The sequence below is a fragment of the Kitasatospora sp. NPDC058965 genome (assembly GCF_042741245.1).
Lineage (GTDB): Bacteria > Actinomycetota > Actinomycetes > Streptomycetales > Streptomycetaceae > Kitasatospora.
The window spans coordinates 30,665-49,370 of the sequence record NZ_JBHYKG010000010.1; the positions used below are offsets into that span (position 1 = coordinate 30,665).

Sequence of the window (18,706 nt, forward strand, 5' to 3'; positions counted from 1 at the left end):
CGTTCGGGTGAATACGTACACGAACCCTGGCCACGGTGGCCCCGCAATGGGATGGTGCTGGACAGGCAGAGCCGGGCCGGTGTCCGGCTGCCGCCGTACCGGGAGTCGGCCGCGCAGGCGGTCGTGCGCGACAGGGAGGCAGCGCCGTGCCCGTTCTGGTGATCAGGCTGCATCCGGACAAGCCCACGAGTGGTGCGAACTTCACCAGTTACCTGACCGGGTTGAAGATCGAGGTGAGCGAGCGCTCCTTCGGCGATCCGGACGGGCGGGCCGCCGGTTCGGTGCTCGGCTCGGCGCACTACGACCCGGCCGATCCGGCCGCGACCGTCGTGCAGCACCTGGACACGCTGCCGTTCGCCGGGCCTGCCCCGGCGGCGACGGCGGCGGTCGTGGTGGCGGCCCCGCCCGCCGTCCCCGAGTACCTCGGGCCCAACCTCGCGCTCACCGTCACCCGCACGGTCGGTGGCGTGCCCACCCCGATCGTGGTGAAGGACCTCAACTACGACGTGGACCTGGACGCCGGTCCGCTGCCCGTGCTCGCGGACCCGGTGCTCTACGCGGCGCTGGGCCCGACCGCGCTCTACCTCGCCCTGCCGCCCTCGCCGGCCGGCCTGCCCGTCGGCACCGCCGTGGTGGACCTGCCCACGGACGGATCCGCGCCGTCCTTCACGGCCGTCCAGAAGGCCGTCGAGGCGGTGCTGGCCAAGGACCCGGGCGCGGCCCACCCGGTCGACATCACCGCCCTGACGCCCGCGCAGTGCCGGCACATCGCCCGGGAGATCGTCTTCAACCGCACCCTGAACCCGCTGCCCCAACCGCCGCAGCCACTGGAGTCGCTCTACCGGGACGTCGGGTCGGACGACACCGCCCGCCGCCAGTTCGAGGGCGACCTGGTCAGCTACTACGCCGTGCACGGCACCGAGGCGGACACGCTGGCGAAGTACGTCCACGGGGTGTCGACCGCCCTCGCCTGTGCGGCGAAGAGCCACGCCGCGGCCCAGGTGGGCCTGGCCGTGCCGGTGTTCCCCGGTCTGTCGTCCTCCGCCGGTACGTCGGCGGCGATCCCTGTCGTGGTGAGCCAGTGAACCCGTCCTTCGACGTTCCCGCGCCGTACTTCTACGCGCTCGCCGCCAGCCTGCCGCTGGAGGTGTCGGCCGCCGTCCGCTACCGGCTCGCCACCCAGGCCGACGAGGCCACCACCATCGACGTGCTGCGCCGGGCCATCGACTCCGGTGCGATCGCGGAGGACCCGCTCGTCACGGTCGAGATGGCGGCCCGCCGGCTGCGCGCGCTCGGCAGCACGGACGGGGTGACCCCGGTCTGCGCGTCCGGTGTCGGCCTCGCGCTCACCACCGGCTACGCCGGGTACTACAGCGCCGTGCCCGATCCCGACCCCGCTGCGGACATCGAGCCGTTCTGGGCGTCGGTGCCGGGCACTCCGGCGCTGGCCCGCGCGCACCTCGAACTGGTGCTGTGCGCGATCACGCAGGAGGCGGACCCGCGGCCGCTGATCACCGCGGTGGTCGGCGAGGGCTTCGCCCTGGACAGCGTGGCGAACCTCGACGCCGCTCCGTGGCCGCTGCCGCACCAGCCCGAACTCACCTTCGCCGACTGGGCCAAGGTTTTCACCGACCACCCCGACCTGTTGCCCGCCGCGATCGGCCCGGGCACGTTGGAAGAGCGGATCGCCGCCTTCGTGCGGATGCTCCAGGCCTTCTTCAACGTCACCACCGGAGCGCTCGGGCCCGGCCCGACCACGCCCGAGGCCGTCCCGCTGCTGCCCCGCCCCGGGCAGGACTTGATCCAGGGCTTCTTCGACGCCTACCGCGCGGCCGGCCACGCCGGCTGGGAGTGGGGCCAGGGGCTCGACGACGGGGCCCGGGACACCGTGATCGGCGCGTCCGGCCTCGACCCGCAGGCCGCCGCCTGGCTCGGCACTGCCGTCACCGTGCTGGACGCCCTCTACGGGGTGACGGCGATCGCCGGGATCGACGACCGGCTGCACTTCTCGCTCGCCGAGGCGCTGTACGCGCGAGGTTTCACCGACCGCGGTTCGATCACGGCGCTCGGCGCGCCCGACTTCGCGCACGCCCTGATCGGTACCCCGGCCCACCCGTTCGCCACCGCCGTCCACCAGGCGGCCGGCGGCAGTTCGATCCCCGACCCGGGGCCCGACGGTCCCTTCGCGCCGGTCAACCCCGGCGACCTGGTCAACTGCACATCACCGTGCGAGCTGTCCGAACTCGGCGATGTCGCGTACCTCCAGGACGTGCTGACGGTCCGGGCGGGCACGGACACGCTGGGCACCCGACTCGCCGACCGGGCCGGGCCGTTGGGCGACCTGGCCGCGACGCGGGCCGACGCGACGATCCCGATCCCGCTGATCGACCTGGTGAACGAGTCGCTGGAGGCCATGACCGCCGGTGCACCGCACGGCGTGGTGCACGACACCGACCCGGCGGACGCCGGCGACCACGAGCCCGCCGACTGGTTCCGGGCCGTACCGTCGTACTCCTCGCCGGCCGTACCGGTGGCCGAGCCCACCGCGTACGACGCGCTGGCGCAGGACTTCTCCGCTCCGGAACTGCCCTACGACCAGCGGTTGGACGTCAACCGCCGGTACCTGGAGGTGCTCGGCACCACCCGGTTCGACGTGCTGCGCGGATTCCGCCACGACATCACCGAGTTCGTGCTGGACCGGGCCGGCGAACCGGTCGCCTTCCCCCGGCAGCTCTGGCGCTACCCGGTCCGGCTCGACCTCGCGCTGGAGTACCTGTGCCTGAGCCGGGCCGAGTACGAGACGCTGTTCGAGCAGACGCCCGCGGGCGCCACGCTCGCCCGGCTCTACGGCTTCGGTCCCGACACCGAGCGCTGGCAGTGGACCGCCGCCCGGCTGTCCGAGCTGCTGCCGCGACTGGGCCTGGACTACTGCGCCCTGGTCGAGCTGCTGGCCACCGGGTTCCTGCCCGCCCGGGTGCGCCTGACCGGCGCGGGCGAGGGCGGCCCCGTGGTGACGCTGCCGGACTGCGAGCCCTGCTGCCTGGCCGACTACGTCCTGGAGTTCGACGCTGGCGACACCAGCGGTGGTGAGCAGGTCGGGACCCGGGAGGCGGGCGACCCGTGGGCCGAGCTGGCGGTGTTCGTCCGGCTGTGGCGAGCCCTGCGCTGCACCGCTGCGCTCCCCGTCGCCGAGCTCGTCGAGGTGTGCGAGGTACTCGGGCTCTTCGACGCCGCCGGGCAGGTCGACCCCGACTTCGTCCCGCAGTTGGCCGCACTGCTGATGCTGCGCGCCGACTTCCGGCTGCCACACCTGCCGGTCCCCGTACTGCTGGACCTGTGGCGCGATCCGGCCGCCGTCCCGGCCGACCGGATCGAGCAGCTCCTCGACGCCGTCGCCGAGCGTGCGCAGCACCGGCACCACGGCAGGCCACGGCCACCGGAGTTCCGGAAGCTGCTGCGCGGCAACCTTGACGCCCTGTCGGCGCTCGGCGGGTTCGACCCCGCCGACGCCGCCCTGACCTGGCACGCCAAGCCCACCCACACGCTGCGGTTCGCCGAGCAGCTGACCAAGATCCACGCCTCCGCGTTCGGCATCGGCGAGCTCGTCCTGCTGTGCACCGCGGACGGCCACCTGGCCGGCGACGACCCGTACCCGCTGCAGTCCGCCACCGAGGCCGAGGTCGACCCGCTGCACGACCCCGACGACGTGCCCGAGCACTCGCTGTGGCGGCTGCGCCACGAGCTGCTCGCGGTCGAACCCGATACTCCCACCGTCGAGTCCTACACCTGGCAGCGGATCGGCGACGTGCTGCGCGACGAACTGGGCGGGGACCAGTCCGGCGCCGACCTGCAGGCCCTGGGCGGGCACCTGTTCCCCGGCGTCCTCGCGGCGGCCGGCCAGCCGGTCGCCCCCGCGCAGCAGCGCTACCAGGTGCACCTCGGCGGCAGCTCCGCCCAGATGTGGAACACCCCGGGCTCCCCGTTCCGCTACGACGACCCCGAACTCTCGGCCGCCGTGCCGCTGACCGAGGAGGCCGTGCTCACCAAGCTCAGCCGGATCCGCCCGCTGCGCAGCGAGGAGCAGCAGGCCGTCCGCGACCTGGTCGCCGCGCCGCGCCGCGAGCTGGTCGGATTCGGCTACCTGTTCCCCGACCTCGACGCGGCCTGGGAGCACCTGGTCGCCGAGCCGGACGAGAACGCCCGCTGGCGCTGGTTCCGGGAACGGTTCGCCCTGTTCCACGCCCGCTGCGGGGTCGTCGCCCGGCACCTGGCCGACCACGTGCTGTCCCTGGACGGCGGCGACGCCGACGACGACCCCGACGGCACGCCCGCCCGGCGTCCGGCGACCGAGGCGATGGCCCGCCGGCTGCTGCGCGTGCTGCCGGCCGACGAGAACTTCGCCGACCCCGGACCGTGGGAGCTCGACGACGGCCACCGGCCGCCCCTGGCCTGGGGCCCGAGCCCGGTCGGCAGCGCGTTCGCCGCGATCACCGGGCTGATCGGCACCGGCCTGCTCGCCGAGCACCGCCCGGTCGGCGCGGCCACCCCGCTCTGGCGTGCACTGCAGGCCACCACGGCCCTGTTCGACCCGGTCCGGGACGCGTGGAACGCGCCGGTGCCGACGATCGTCCCGGCGCTGGACAGTCAACTGTCCAGCACCCAGCGGCGCTGGGCCGAGGTCCGCAACGGCATCGGCGTCTCCGGCCACAACGCCCGGACACTCGGCGGCGTCCAGGCCTTCGCCAGCCGCTGGTCCGGGCTGCTCCTGGTGGAGCACGACGGCACGTACACCTTCTGGGGGAGCGGAGCCCGCTCCGGCACAGGGCAGGGCACCCCCGGCCCGGATGCGCCGGGCGGCGAGCACTGGCAGGTCCGGCTCGGCCGCGGGCAGAAGCAGTGGACGCTGCTCAGCCACGACTGGGGCGAGCACCCGGACTGCGCCGGCAGCGCCGGGCTGACGCTGCGCCGCGGCGTCTACGACCTCACCGTCGAACTCGTCAGGGACGCGCCCGGTGACGACGAGATCGAGGACGCCCGGCCGCTGACCTGCGGGCTGCGGATCGAGTACCAGGGGCCGGACACCGGGGGCGAGCGCACCCCCGTACCCACCGAGCGCCTCTACCTGGCCGACAAGGACGCCCGGTTGGACGACGGGATCGACCCGGAGGCCCTGGGCGGAGTGCCGCGCGACCTGCTGCGCCACCAGTACGTCAGCACCCTGCGGGACGTGCGCCGCAGCTACCAGCGTGCGTTCAAGGCCCTGCTGCTCGCCCACCGGTTCGACCTGTCCGCCGAGCTGTTCTCCGACTACGCCCAGTCCGAGCTCGGCTACCTGCTCGACCACGGCGCCCAGCTGGCCGGCACCGCCTTCTACCGCCAGGGCGGCTGGCAGCCGCACCACGTGGACTTCGACCCGGCCCTGCTGCCCCTGCTCGACACCTACCGGCCGTCGGCGGCCGACGACCGCGGCCACCCATCGGTGCGCCGCCGGCAGGCCTGGTTCGACGTCTGGGAGCGGCTGTTCGACCACACCGACCTGCGGGCCCGCGCCCGGACGGCACCGGAGGCCCCGGTCTGGCTGCTCTACGACGAGGCCGCCGAGAACCAGCCCGACAACCCCGCCCAGCTGCTGCGCCACCTGGGCATCGAGCTCGGCCACGCGCCGCTGGTGCTCGGCTACGACAGCGGCTACGCGGTCACCGCCGCCGACCTGACCGACGAGCGCTGGCCGGTGCGGGTGTGGCACGCCGACCAGTTGGTGCGGCGGATCGTGCGGCGGTTCCTGGTCGCCGACCTGGCGCAGGCCCGCCCCGACCTGTGGGCGGCCGCCGATCCGCTCGGCTCGGGCGGCAACGCCAACCTCACCGCGCTGGTCCGGGCCGGGTACCTGGACAACGGCGAGCCCGTGCGGTTCACGGACCTGCGCCGCCTGGACGACTGCCTGCGCGAGCACGCCCGCGACGCGCTGGTCGCGCACCTGACCCGGCTGGACCGGGTGCCGCTGCCCGGCGGCGGGTACGCGACGTCCGCGGACCAGCTGACCGACCTGCTGCTGATCGACGTGTCCACCGGGGTCCGGGCGCGCAGCACCCGGATCGCCGCCGCCGTCGCCGCCGTGCAGACCTTCGTCGGACGCGCCCGGCTCGGGCTCGAAGCGCAGTGGCAGCCGAGCGCGGAGTTCGTCGCGCAGTGGGACCGCCGGTACGACACCTGCGAGCGCTGGGCGCGCGAGCGGCGCGGCGAGCTCTACCGGGAGAACCGGACCGGGCGGATCGAACAGGACCGGGCCAGGCGCACCGAGGCCTTCCGGTTCCTGGAGCAGGAGCTCCGGCGGGCCACCCTGACCGTGCCGGTGCCCGGCGGCCTCGCACACTGGTCGGCGGTCCCGCCGCCCGCCCACCCCGGCCTGGAACTGCTGCAGCAGCGCGACGCCTCGGCCCTGACCGAGCTGTTGCCGGCCCGTCAGGGCCTCGACCTGCTGGGCACGCCCGAGCGCGGCGGTGCGCGGTCCTGGCTGTCCGCGCTGCCGCGTCCCGCGCGCGACGGCGGCGGCGGGTTCAGCGCGTCCGGCGGCGCTGCGCCGGAGGAGGGTCGGCAGGTCGGGTCCGCGTCCGCGGGCGCCCAGCAGGGCGCACCCGCGGACGGCGGGTCCGCACCTGCCGACGGCGGGGCCGCACCCGTGGACGGTCAGCACGCCCACGCCGCCGCGGTCACCGTTCCCCGGGGCCGGGCCGGCACCGTGCCGTTGTGGATCGAGGCCGCCATCCGACTGGGCGTCACGTTCCTTCGGGTGCCCGCTGCCGCCGTCCCACCGGCGAGTCGGCCGTTCGCCCCGCCGGCCGCCACCGAAGGCTGCAGCTGCGGTTGCGAGGGCCGGCACCGCACCGAGACGGACGAGTACTACTTCTGGCTGGTCGACTCCGCCCGGTTCGACCAGATCCAGCAGGTCGCGGACTGGCCGGGCTGGCACGAGGACGCCGCCGCGGCGGCCCTGCTCGAATGGCCGGCCAAGCCTTTGGTGCACCTGATGTGGTGTCAGCTGCACGACGGCGAACTCCGGCAGCCCCGGCGCTCGTTCGCCGGCCTCGCGATCCCCGACGGGGCCGGCCCGGGCAGCACCTCGCTGACCCTGGTCGGACGGGAGCGCGACTCCCTGCTGTTCGCGGTGGGAGGCGGGCAGCTGACCCCGGGTGCCGCGGCGCCGCCGGACCCCGGGTTCCGCTACGACCTCGCCTCGGACGAGGCCGTGGTGGTCCCGACGGTGACCCCGCCGAAGGCCGTCAAGCCGCAGGACTACCCGGGGCTCGGGGCGCTCCCCGCGTACCCGTACTTCGTCTACTTCGCCCCGGGCGCACCGCTGTTCCCCGGGGACCCGTTCGCCGAGACGATCACGGTCGGCTGCGCCCTGCGCGGCCGGTGCGCGCACGAGGCCGCGACCCACTGGTACGCGGTGACGCACAACCCGGCCACCGGTGACAACCGGTGGTGCCGCCACCAGGTTTCGGCCCTGGACCGGGGCGGCGACCGGACGGTCGGCGACGTCGGTCCACGGTTCGGCGGCTGCTGCGACGGCACCGGTGCCGACGAGGAGACGGCCCGCCGGCGCTACGTCACCCTGGAGTACCTGGAGACCCTGCTGGAGTGGGCCGACTGCGCGGTGCGGGAACACACCGCGGCCGGCCGCACCCGGGCCCGGCTCGTCCTCGACAGCGCGGCCCGGATCCTCGGGCCCACCCCGCTCTCGGTGCGCGACTGCGCCTGCGGCACCCGTCCGGTGACCACCGTCGCCGACGGGGACGGGCCGGGCCGGGCCGTGACGGTGTCGAGCTTCGAGCCGTGCGGGGTGCCGCTGAACCCGTGGCTGATGTCGCTCTTCGAACGGGTGGCCGACCGGCGGGCGGTGCTGCGCGCCGAGCCCGGGCCCGACTCGGACTGCTGCGGCACTTGCGGTGGTGAGCACTGCGGCTGCCGCAACCACGGGTCCCCGGCAGGCCGGGCGTGCGGCGGCGAGGCCGGGTGCTGCTGTCCGCCCAGCCCGTACCGGTTCAGCTACGTGCTCGGCCGGGCGGCCGACTTCGCCAACCAGGTGACGGCCTTCGGCGCGGAACTGCAGGCCGCACTGGAGAAGGGTGACGTGGAACTGCTCGCCGCGGTGCGCGCCCGCCACGAGCAGCAGGTGCTCAACCTCAACCGGGCGATCCGCAAGGAGCAGTGGCGGGACGCCGACTGGCAGCTCCAGGGCCTGCGGGTGGCCAAGCAGATCGCCCAGACCCACCACGACTACTACGACGGTCTGATCAACCGCGGCCTGATCGGTGGCGAGCGCGACTACCAGGCCCTGACCAACTCCTCGGCCGCGGCGGTCGGCGCCGCCACGGTGTCGGAGGCGATCGGCACCGTGATGGGCGTCATCCCGGACGTCTTCGTCGGCACCTCGGACTTCACCCAACTGCCGCTCGGCACCAAGCTGGAGCACGTCTTCGCGGGGATCGCCAGGATCTCCGGCCAGGTCGCGACGATCCTGGCCGGCACCGCGGGGCTGCGCAACACCGAGGGCGGCTGGGTGCGCCGACAGGCCGAGTGGCAGTACCAGCGGGAGCTGGCGGGGCTGGAGATCGCGCAGGCCGAGCGGCAGATCCTGGCGGCGGAACGGCGCCGGGCCGCCGCCCTCGGCGAACTCAACACCGTCCAGCGCCAGATCGAGAACGCCCGCGAGGTCGGCGAGCTGCTGCGTGACAAGGCCACCTCGCACGCGCACTTCCTCTGGCTGCAGAAGGAACTCGCGGTGCTCTACCGGCAGATGTACGAACTCGCCGGCTGCACCGTGCGGCAGGCCGAGCACGCCTTCAACGTCGAACGCGGTTTCACCGACCAGCGCTTCGTCCCCGACGGGAGTTGGCACGACCTGCACGACGGCCTGACGGCCGGTCAGCAGCTGACGTTGGCCGTCCGCCGGATGGACGCCGCCTACACCACCGACAACGTCCGCGAGTACGAGCTGACCAAGCACGTCTCGCTGCGCAAGTACTTCGGCGCCGCGTTCCTCGACCTCAAGGTCAACGGTGAGTGCGTCGTCGAGCTGCCGGAGTGGCTGTTCGACCTGGACTACCCGGGGCACTACCTGCGGCGGCTGAAGAGCGTCTCGCTGACCGTGCCGGCCGTGGTCGGGCCGTTCACCGGGCTGCACGCGCGCCTCACCCTGCTGGCCAACACCATCCGGGTGGTCCCGACGCTGGCGGGCCCGGAGGGCGAGTGCTGCACCGAGCGGCCCGCCGCGCGCTCCGGCGGCTGCGGGTGCGGCGACTGCGGCAGCACCACCGGCTGCGGCGGCGGCGACTGCGCGCGGTGCGCGGACGGCTGCTGCCCGGAGCCGGGCAGCGCCGCGGGCTACGCGCTGCGGCCGGGGGACTGCCGGGCGGTGCGGGACCACGGCAACCGGCAGGCCATCGCCACCTCCAGCGGCCAGAACGACGCCGGTCTGTTCGAGCTCTCCTTCCGTGACGAGCGGTACCTGCCGTTCGAGTACTCCGGCGCGGTGAGCACCTGGAAGCTGGAGATCCCGCCGGGCAACAACGACTTCGACCTCGACACGCTCAGCGACGCGATCCTGCACGTGAACTACACGGCGCGCGAGGGCGGACCGGTGCTCCGGCGGGCTGCCGAGGCGCACGCCCTGGACCACCTGCCGGACGCCGGTGAGCGGTTGATCGACGTCGCGCGCGAGATGCCGGAGGAGTGGGCGGCGTTCACCGGCGAGCGGCGCGGCCGCCGCCTGGACCTGCGGCTCTCCCGGGACTTCTTCGCCTGCGTCACCAGCGGCCGCGCCGTACGGGTGCGCAAGCTGGAGCTGTTCATGGAGTCGCGGCAGGCCCGGCCGAGCACCCACGTGGACGTCGAGTTCGAGGTCGCGGCGGGGGCCCGCTGCGAGCCGGACGCCGAGTACTCGTTCACCCTGGTGGGCGGCGCCGACCGGTGCGGGTTCCAGTACGGCGCAGTGGCCGTGACGGCCGGCCCGATCAGCGGCTACCAGCCGGAGCTGGTGGGCAGCTTCGAGTTCGAGGAGCCGGTTCCGGAGGTGACCAGGGTCTTCGTCCTGGTGCACTACGAGCTGACCGGCTGCGGGTCCGCCCGTCCGAGCGGACAGCGCCGGCACCAGGGGCACGACCGTGACCGCGGCTGACCCGCTCGCCGGCAGCGGAGCACCGGGCATCCGCTTCGACCCCGCCGACGCGGGCCCGGGCCCGGGCAGCCCGTCGCCGCCCGGAGCACCGGCGTTCGGCCCGGCAGCCTCCGGCCCGGCAACCGCTGACTCGGCGGGCTCCGGTCTCGCGGCCGCGCTGCCCACCGTGAACCTGCCCACCGGCGGCGGTGCGATCCGGGGCATCGGCGAGAAGTTCGGCACCGACGCGGTCACCGGCACCGGGACGTTCGTGGTCCCGGTCGACCTCACCAGTGGCCGTGGCGGGTTCGGGCCGCAGCTCGCGCTGAGCTACGACTCGGGCGCCGGCAACGGCCCGTTCGGTCTCGGCTGGAGCCTGTCCCTGCCCGCCGTCACCCGCCGCACGGACAAGGGCCTGCCCCGTTACGACGACGCGCACGAGTCCGACGTCTTCGTGCTCTCCGCCGCGGAGGACCTGGTGCCCACCGGCCCGCCGCGCCGGATCGGGGAGCACGAGGTGCGCCGCTACCGGCCCCGGATCGACGTCTCGTTCGCCCGCATCGAACGGTGGACCCGGATCGCCGATCCCGCGGACGTGCACTGGCGCTCGATCTCCCCAGACAACGTCCTCACGCTGTACGGCACCGACCCGGACTCCCGCATCGCCGACCCCCGCAACCCGCGGAACGTGTTCAGCTGGCTGATCAGCGAGACGCGCGACGACTGCGGCAACGTCGTCCGGTACGACTACCTCCCCGACGACGACCCCAGGGGTGCCGCACAGCGGTACCTCAAGCGCATCCGCTACGGCAACGCGACCCCGCTCCTCGGTGCGGACGGGACCCGGCCGCGGTTCGTGGCCCGGCAGGCCCTGCACGACCTGCACTGGTTCTTCGAGGCGGTGCTCGACTACGGCGACCACGGCAATCCCGGAGACCACGGTGACCCCGGCGGCGACAGCGACCGCACGGACGACGGCGGGGGAGCACCGACGCCCCGGCCGGAGCGCGCCTGGCCGATGCGTGACGATCCGTTCTCCAGCTACCGCCCCGGGTTCGAACTGCGCACCACCCGGCTGTGCCGTCGGATCCTGATGTTCCACCACTTCCCGGACGAGCCGGGAGTCGGCCGCGACTGCCTGGTCGCCGCCACCGAACTGACCCACTCCCCGCCCACCGACCCGGCGACGGTCGCGCGGCCGGCGTACTCGATGCTGCGCGCGGTCACCCAGGCCAAGTACCGCCGCACCAAGGACGGTTACCTGCGCCGGGCGCTGCCCCCGGTCGAGCTGGCGTACTCCGAGGCGGTGGTCGCGAAGGAGGTTCGCACCGTCGACCCGGCCCAGCTCGCCCAACTGCCGACCGGCCTGGACGGCCGCGGCTACCGCTGGGTGGACCTGCACGGCGAGGGCGTCCCCGGCCTGCTCACCGAGCAGGGCGGCTGCTGGTACTACCTGCCGAACCTCTCCGGCGCCGAACCGGGCACCGAACCCGCCCCCGAGGCGCACGACCCCGGTGAACCCGCCGAGCCCCGGCGGGTCCGGTTCGGGCCGCGGGAGACCGTCGGGGCGCGGCCGAACCAGACCCTCGCCGGCGGCGCGCGCCTGATGGACCTCAGCGGGGACGGCCGGCTGGACCTGGTGACCCTGGACGGGCCGGTCACCGGCCTGTACGAGCACGACGAGCAGGACGGCTGGCACCCGTTCCGGCCGTTCCCGGCCCGCCTCAACCGGGACACCCGCGATCCGGAACTCCGGCTGGTCGACCTCGACGGCGACGGCCTGCCCGACGTGCTGATCGCCGAGGGCGACGACCTGGTCTGGCACCCGGGCCTGGGATCGGACGGCTTCGGCCCGGCTCGCCGGGTACCGGTACCGGGCGACGAACGGTACGGGCCGCGGGTGGTCTTCACCGACCCGACCCAGGGACTGCTGCTGGCCGACATGACCGGGGACGGCCTCTCGGACCTGGTGCGGATCCGCAACGGCGACATCTGCTACTGGCCGAACCTCGGCCACGGCCGGTTCGGCGCCCGGGTGACGCTGCGCAACGTGCCGCGCTTCGACAGCGAGTTCGGATTCTCCCCGGACCGGGTGCGGCTCGCCGACATCGACGGCAGCGGCACCAGCGACGTGGTCTACCTGCACGCCGACGGTCCCCGGCTGTACTTCAACCAGTCCGGGGGCTGCCTGAGCCGACCGCACCGGGTGACCGGCTTCCCGATCACCGACGAGGTCGGCGCGGTGGACGTGATCGACCTGTTCGGCAACGGCACCGCCTGCCTGGTCTGGTCGACGCCGCTGCCCGCCGAACTCGGCCGCCAACTGCGCTACGTCGACCTGATGGGCGCCAAACCGCACCTGCTCGTCCGGTCGGTGAACAACCTCGGCGCCGAGACCCGGGTGCGGTACCGCTCCTCCACCTGGTTCTACCTGACCGACAAGGCGGCCGGCCGGCCCTGGATCACCCGCTCGCCCTTCCCGGTCCAGGTCGTCGAACGCGTCGAGTCGATCGACCACCTGAGCCGGCACCGGTTCAGCACCCGCTACGCCTACCACCACCAGTACTTCGACGCGGCCGAGCGCGAACCGCGCGGGTTCGGCATGGTCGAGCAGTGGGACACCGAGGAGTTCGCCGACCTGGCGGGGCGGGCGGACGAGGGCTGGTGCAACCTCGGCGCCGTCGGCTACGCACCGCCGCTGCACACCAAGACCTGGTTCCACACCGGGGTGTACCTGGGCCGGGAGCGGATCAGCGACTACTTCACCGGTCGGCACGGCCCGGGCGAGTACTACCGGGAGCCGCACCCGGACGGCCTCGGCACACCCTCCCCGTACCTGCCGGACACGGCACTCCCGCCGGGGCTCGGCTTCGAGGAGCAGCGCGAGGCCTGCCGCGCACTGAAGGGCCTGATGCTGCGCCAGGAGACCTACGGCCTGGACGGCACGGACCGCGCCCGCCACCCGTACACCGTCGTCGAGCAGAACTTCACCGTCCGGATGCTGCAGCCGCGCGGCAGCAACCGCCACGCGGTGTTCCTGACCCACCCGCGCGAGCGGCTGACCCACGCCTACGAGCGCAACCCGGCCGACCCGCGGACCGAGCACGCCGTCACGGTGACCGTCGACGACTACGGCCACGTGCTCGACGAACTGGCGGTCGCCTACCCGCGCCGCGCCGCGGACCGGGCCCTGCCGCTGGACGCCGACCGCGCGGAGCAGGCCCGGACCGTCGTCACCAGCGCCCACAACGTGCTCACCTCCGCGGTGGACACGGTCGACTCCTACCGGGTGCCGCTGCCCGCCGAGGCGTCGTCCTACGAGATCACCGGCGCGGTGCCCGAGGACGGGCACCGGTTCGGCTTCGCGGAGTGGTCCGGCGCCCGCCACCCGATGGCGGCCGTGAGCGGTCGGCGGCGCCGGCTGATCGACCGCGCCCGCACCCTGTACCGGCCGGACGACCTCGGCGCCGCCACCGGGGACCCGCTCGCCCTGCTGCCGCTCGGCGCCCTGCAGGCGAGGGCGCTCCCGGGACTGACCCTGCGGCTCGCCTTCGACGACGCGCTGCTGGACCGGGCGCTGCGGCGGGACGGCGCCGCCCTGCTGCCGGACCGCGCGCCGGTGCTGCGGGAGGGCGGCTACCGCAGCGGACACGAGCTGGCGGCAGCCGGCGTGTTCCCGCCGGACGACCCGGCCGGCCAGTGGTGGATCCCGACCGGCCGGTCCTTCCTGTCACCGCGCACCGAGACCGCCGCCGACCGGGAACTCGCCTTCGCCCGCGCACACTTCTTCCGCCCGCTGCGCCACCGCGACCCGTTCCAGGACGGCGTGTCCAGCCCGGACAGCGAGGTCGGCTACGACCGGTACGACCTGCTGGTGGTGGACAGCACCGACCCGCTCGGCAACCGCACCACGGTCGGCGAGCGACGCCCGGACGGCACCCGGGACCCGGACGCCCCGGGCGCCGACTACCGGCTGCTCAAGCCCGTCCTGGTGACCGACGCCAACGGCAACCGTGCCGCAGCGGCGCTGGACACCCTGGGCCTGCTCGCGGCCACCGCGGCGATGGGCAAGCGGGACGAACAGCTCGGCGACTCCCTCGACGGCCTCGATCCCGCGTTCCTGGACGCGCCGCCCCCCGACGGCGAGCCCGCCGACACGGCGGCCGTGCTGCTGCGTGGCGCCACCCGCAGACTGCTCTACGACGTCTCGGCCTTCGAGCGCACCCGCGACCTGCCGCGGCCGCTGGCCCCCTCCGTGCGGACCGTGGTCCGCGAGACCCACACCAGCGAGCTGCCGCCGGGCGCACAGTCCGTGCTGCACAACAGCTTCGCCTACTTCGACGGGTCCGGCCGGGAGGTCCAGCGCAAGACCGAGGCGGACGCCGACCCGGGTGAACCCGACCGGCGGCGCTGGATCGGCAGCGGGTGGACGGAGTTCAACAACAAGGGCGCCGCCGTCCGGGTCTTCGAGCCGTTCTTCAGCGACACGCACGGGTTCGAGTTCGGCGCCGCCCACGGGGTGAGCACCATCCGCTTCTACGACGCCGCCTCCCGCGTTGTCGCCACGCTGTTCGCCGACCACAGCTATGCCAAGACGGTGTTCGACCCCTGGCGGCGCAGCACCTGGGACCGCAACGACACCGTGCTGGCGGACCCGCGCACCGATCCGGACACCGCCGGGCCGATGGCCGGCTACTTCCGCACCGCGCCGCCCGACTGGCGCACCTGGTACGCCGAGCGGATCGACGGCGGGCTGGGCACCGCCGAGCAGGCCGCCGCGGTCGAGGCGGCCGCGCACGCCGACACCCCGGACGTGGTGCACCTGGACCCGCTCGGGCGGATCTTCCTGAGCCGTCGTCAGACCGGCTTCGGCGAGGACGGCGCCGGCGCCGGCGCACCGGTCCTCCTCGACACCCGGATCGAACGGGACGTCAGCGGCAACGTGCTGGCCGTGCGGGACCCGGTGCCGGTCGACGAGCGCGGTGGCCGGATCGTTGCGCGCACCGTGTTCGACCTGCTCGGCCGGGTCCTGCGGCGGGAGGCCATGGATGCCGGGACCCGCTGGACGCTGGCGGACGTGGAGGGTGCCCCACTGCGCCGCTGGGACAGCCGCGGCCACACCACCCGCAGCGTGCACGATCCGCTGCGGCGCCAGGTCCAGGTGCTCGTCACCGGCGCCGACCGGCGGCAGCCCGACCGCGAGGTGGTCGTCGAACGGACCGTCTACGGGGAACGGGTGCCCGGGGCCGCCGACCAGAACCTGCGCGGCCGGGTGCTCTACCAGCTGGACCAGTCGGGCTCCTCGCGTTGCCACGCCTACGACTTCAAGGGCAACCCGCTGCGCTCCACCCGCCGGATCGCCGCCGAGTACCGCGAAGTCGTCGACTGGTCGCTGCCAGGCACCGGGGACGCGGACCTGCCGGCCGCGGCCGAGCACGCACTGGAGCCGGCCGCGTTCGAGGCCGACAGCCGGTTCGACGCGCTGAACCGCCCCGTCCTGCTGACCACACCGAGCGAACCCGGCAGCGCACCCAGCACCATCCGCTACGGCTACGGACGGTCGGGCCTGCTGGACCGCCTCGACGTGCGGATCGAGGCCGACACCGATGCTGAGGGTGTCGGCGACCCGCAGTGGACGGCGGTGCTGCGCGAGATCCGCTACAACGCCAGGGGCCAACGGGTCCGCGTGGTCCGCGGCAACGACGCGGTGACCGAGGAGGAGTACGACCCGCTGACCTTCCGGCTCCGGCGCACGGTGTCCCGGCAGGCCGGTGGCGAGCGCGTGCAGGACCTCGGCTACACCTACGACGCGGCGGGCAACATCGTCCGCATCGACGACCGGGCGCACCAGCCGGTCTTCTTCCGCAACCGGCACGTGCCCGCGGGCTCCTCCTACCGCTACGACGGGACGTACCGGCTGGTCGAGGCGACCGGGCGGGAGCAGCTCGGCCAGGCCGGCCGGGCGCGCCCGTGGCCGCCGCAGCAGCGCGCGGGGGGCTCCCACCCGGGTGACGGCAACGCCCTCGCCCGCTACACCGAGCGCTACCAGTACGACGCCGCCGGCAACCTGCGCCGGGTGACGCACCGCGGGCAGGACCCGGCCCGGGCCGGCTGGACCCGGACGTACGAGTACACCGAGCTGCCGGCCGCCGCCCCCGTGCCGTCCGCGCACGCCGAGTCGGCCGCCGGACCGGACGCCGAGGCGTTCGCCGGACCGGCGTGGCGTGTCGGCAACCGCCTGAGCAGCACCATCACCGAGGGCGAGCGCCCCGCCGTCGAGCACTACGCCTACGACGCGCACGGCAACACCACGGCCCTGCCGCACCTGGCCGGCCTCGCGTGGAACTACCGCGACCAACTGGCCGCCTCACAGCGCCAGTCGGTGTCCGAGGAACGGGCGTCCGAGGAGTGGGCGTCCGACGAGGAGCGACCGGCCGGCGCCGAGCGCACCTGGTACGTCTACGACGCCGCGGGCAACCGCACCCGCAAGGTCACCGAGTTGGCCGGCGGCGCGGTCAAGGAGGACAACAGCTACCTGGGCGGGGTGGAGTTCACCCGGCTGAACACCGGCCCGCACCGCGGCCTGGTCCGGACCGGCCTGGACGTGTCGGACGGTCGCCAGACCCTGGCGCGGATCGTGACCCGCAACGAGGTCGACGACGGATCGTCCGCCCGGCTGGTGCGCCACCAGTTGGCCAACCACCTCAAGTCCACCACGGTGGAACTCGACGGCGCCGGCCGGGTGATCTCCTACGAGGAGTACTCGCCCTACGGCAGCAGCACCTACCAGGCGGTGCGGGCGGAGACCGGCGCGCCGAAGCGGGACCGGTTCATCGGCCGCGAGCGCGACGGGGAGACCGGCCTGTACTGCGTCGGCGCCCGGTACTACGCGCCGTGGCTGGGCCGGTGGATCTCCTGCGACCCCTCGGGACTGCGCGACTCGACCGACCTCTACGTCTACGCCGGCGACGATCCGGTCAACTCGCTCGACGAGAACGGCGCCTGGGAGATCAGTTGGCGGGACGTCGCGATCGGTGCGGGCGTCGCGGCGCTCACGGTGGCGGCCGTGGTCGTGGTGGTGGCCAGCGCCGGCACCGCCGCACCGGGGCTGGCCGCGGCGGCCGCCGGCGCGCTCGGGGTCAGTGAGACGACCCTGGTCACCGGCGTGGCCGTCGCGGGCACCTCGCTCGGCGTGGCGGGCACGATCAACACGGCGGGCGTGGTGGCGACCGGCCGGACGGCCAACGGCCGGGTGCTCAGCGACCAGGAGCGGTCCCGCCGCCTGGGTGCGCTGCCGGTCGAGGCGGTCGCGACGGTCTTCGGCATGCGGGGGATCTCGATCGGCGGCGGGGGCGGCGGAGCGGGCCCCGCGGCGGAGTTCGTGTCGGTCGGCAACGGCACGGCGGCGCTGCGCCCGCCCGCGATCTCCTTCAGCCTGCCCCAGATCGTGGCGAACTCGGAGGCCATCGCTCCGGCCCTGGCCTCCACCATCACCCCGGTGGTGACCGCACTGACGGGCGGCGGTGGCGGCGGTGGCGGCAGCAGTGGCGGCGGCGAGCAGGGCCCGCCGCCGGAGCAACCCGCGGCGCAGCAGAGCAGCTCCCAGCCGGCCGAGCCGAACAGCTCGCAGCAGCCCCCGGCCGACTCGACGGCCGGCCCGAGCTCGACCGAGCCGCTGGCCTCGCTGCCCGAGGTCGCCGCGAGCGAGGCCCCGCCGCCGGCCACCACGGGCCCGCGGGCGACGCTCGGCAGCTCGACAACCACCAACTACAAGAAGACCTTCTTCGCCGCGAACCCGGAGGCCGAGGGGCAGGTGGTGGTGCACCACGCCGTCGAGCAGCAGGCCGCGAACAAGCTGTACCCGGGCGAGGTGTCCGAGTCCCAGCTGCACTCGCTGGAGAACCTGCGCGGCATCCCCAAGGGCGAGGTCAACAACACCGTCCACCTGAGCCGGATCCGCAAGATCTGGAACGAGTTCTACCGCACGCACCCGAACGCGACGCAGGAGGAGTTGCTGGACCAGGCGACTAAGATCGACGACCAGTTCGGTGCCAGCTTCGTCCCGCCCGTCCGCCCGCCCGTCTCCTCCGGAGGTCAATGATGCAGTTCTACGTGGTGCGCCCGGAGGTCCCCGGCCAGCTCGGGGAGAACACCGTCCTGGACCGCACCGGCGAGCGGCTGCGGGTCTCGCACCTGCACTACGCCTTCGACGGCTGGCTCGGGGACGAACTGATCACCTCGCACCCGGCGTTCGCCGCGACCACGACGCTGGCGGAGAAGTTCCTGGCCGCCGGTCTGACGGGCGTTCAGCTGCGCGACATGGAGGTGACCCGCAGCGAGCAGTTCGAGGAGCTGTACCCCGACCGCACCCTCCCGGACTTCGTCGAACTGGTCGTCACCGGCGCGGCCGGGGTGCAGGACTTCGGCATCGACGACCAGAACGACCTGGTGCTCTCCCAGCCCGCCGTCGACATCCTCAACGCCACCGGCCCCCTCGACACGGAGATCATCCCGCGCTGAACCCCGACTGCGCCGCCTCACCCTGCG

General features: G+C 74.2%; 4 protein-coding genes. All 4 read left to right on the forward strand.

Annotated features, from left to right (window positions below; translation table 11 throughout):
- Positions 1–146 precede the first annotated feature (146 nt).
- From ACFW1A_RS03455 to ACFW1A_RS03470, 4 genes are read left to right on the forward strand one after another with little or no spacing between them, the layout of a single operon-like run.
- Complete coding sequence (locus ACFW1A_RS03455) at positions 147–1,085, forward strand: hypothetical protein (RefSeq protein ID WP_380403365.1); 939 nt, start codon at positions 147–149, stop codon at positions 1,083–1,085.
- Positions 1,082–10,180, forward strand: a complete 9,099-nt coding sequence (locus ACFW1A_RS03460) for a neuraminidase-like domain-containing protein (protein WP_380403368.1) — start codon at positions 1,082–1,084, stop codon at positions 10,178–10,180. Before ACFW1A_RS03455 ends, ACFW1A_RS03460 begins: the two co-directional genes overlap by 4 nt.
- On the forward strand, positions 10,167–18,260 hold the full coding sequence (locus ACFW1A_RS03465) for a SpvB/TcaC N-terminal domain-containing protein (protein ID WP_380403370.1): 8,094 nt from the start codon (positions 10,167–10,169) through the stop codon (positions 18,258–18,260). The genes ACFW1A_RS03460 and ACFW1A_RS03465 overlap by 14 nt, the downstream gene beginning before the upstream one ends.
- On the forward strand, positions 18,257–18,679 hold the full coding sequence (locus tag ACFW1A_RS03470; RefSeq protein ID WP_380403373.1) for a hypothetical protein: 423 nt from the start codon (positions 18,257–18,259) through the stop codon (positions 18,677–18,679). Before ACFW1A_RS03465 ends, ACFW1A_RS03470 begins: the two co-directional genes overlap by 4 nt.
- Positions 18,680–18,706 lie beyond the last annotated feature (27 nt).

Coding starts and splice junctions, on each gene's coding strand:
- ACFW1A_RS03470 (WP_380403373.1), top strand. CDS start 18,257: ATGATGCAGTTCTACGTGGTGCGCCCGGAGGTCCCCGGCCAGCTCGGG.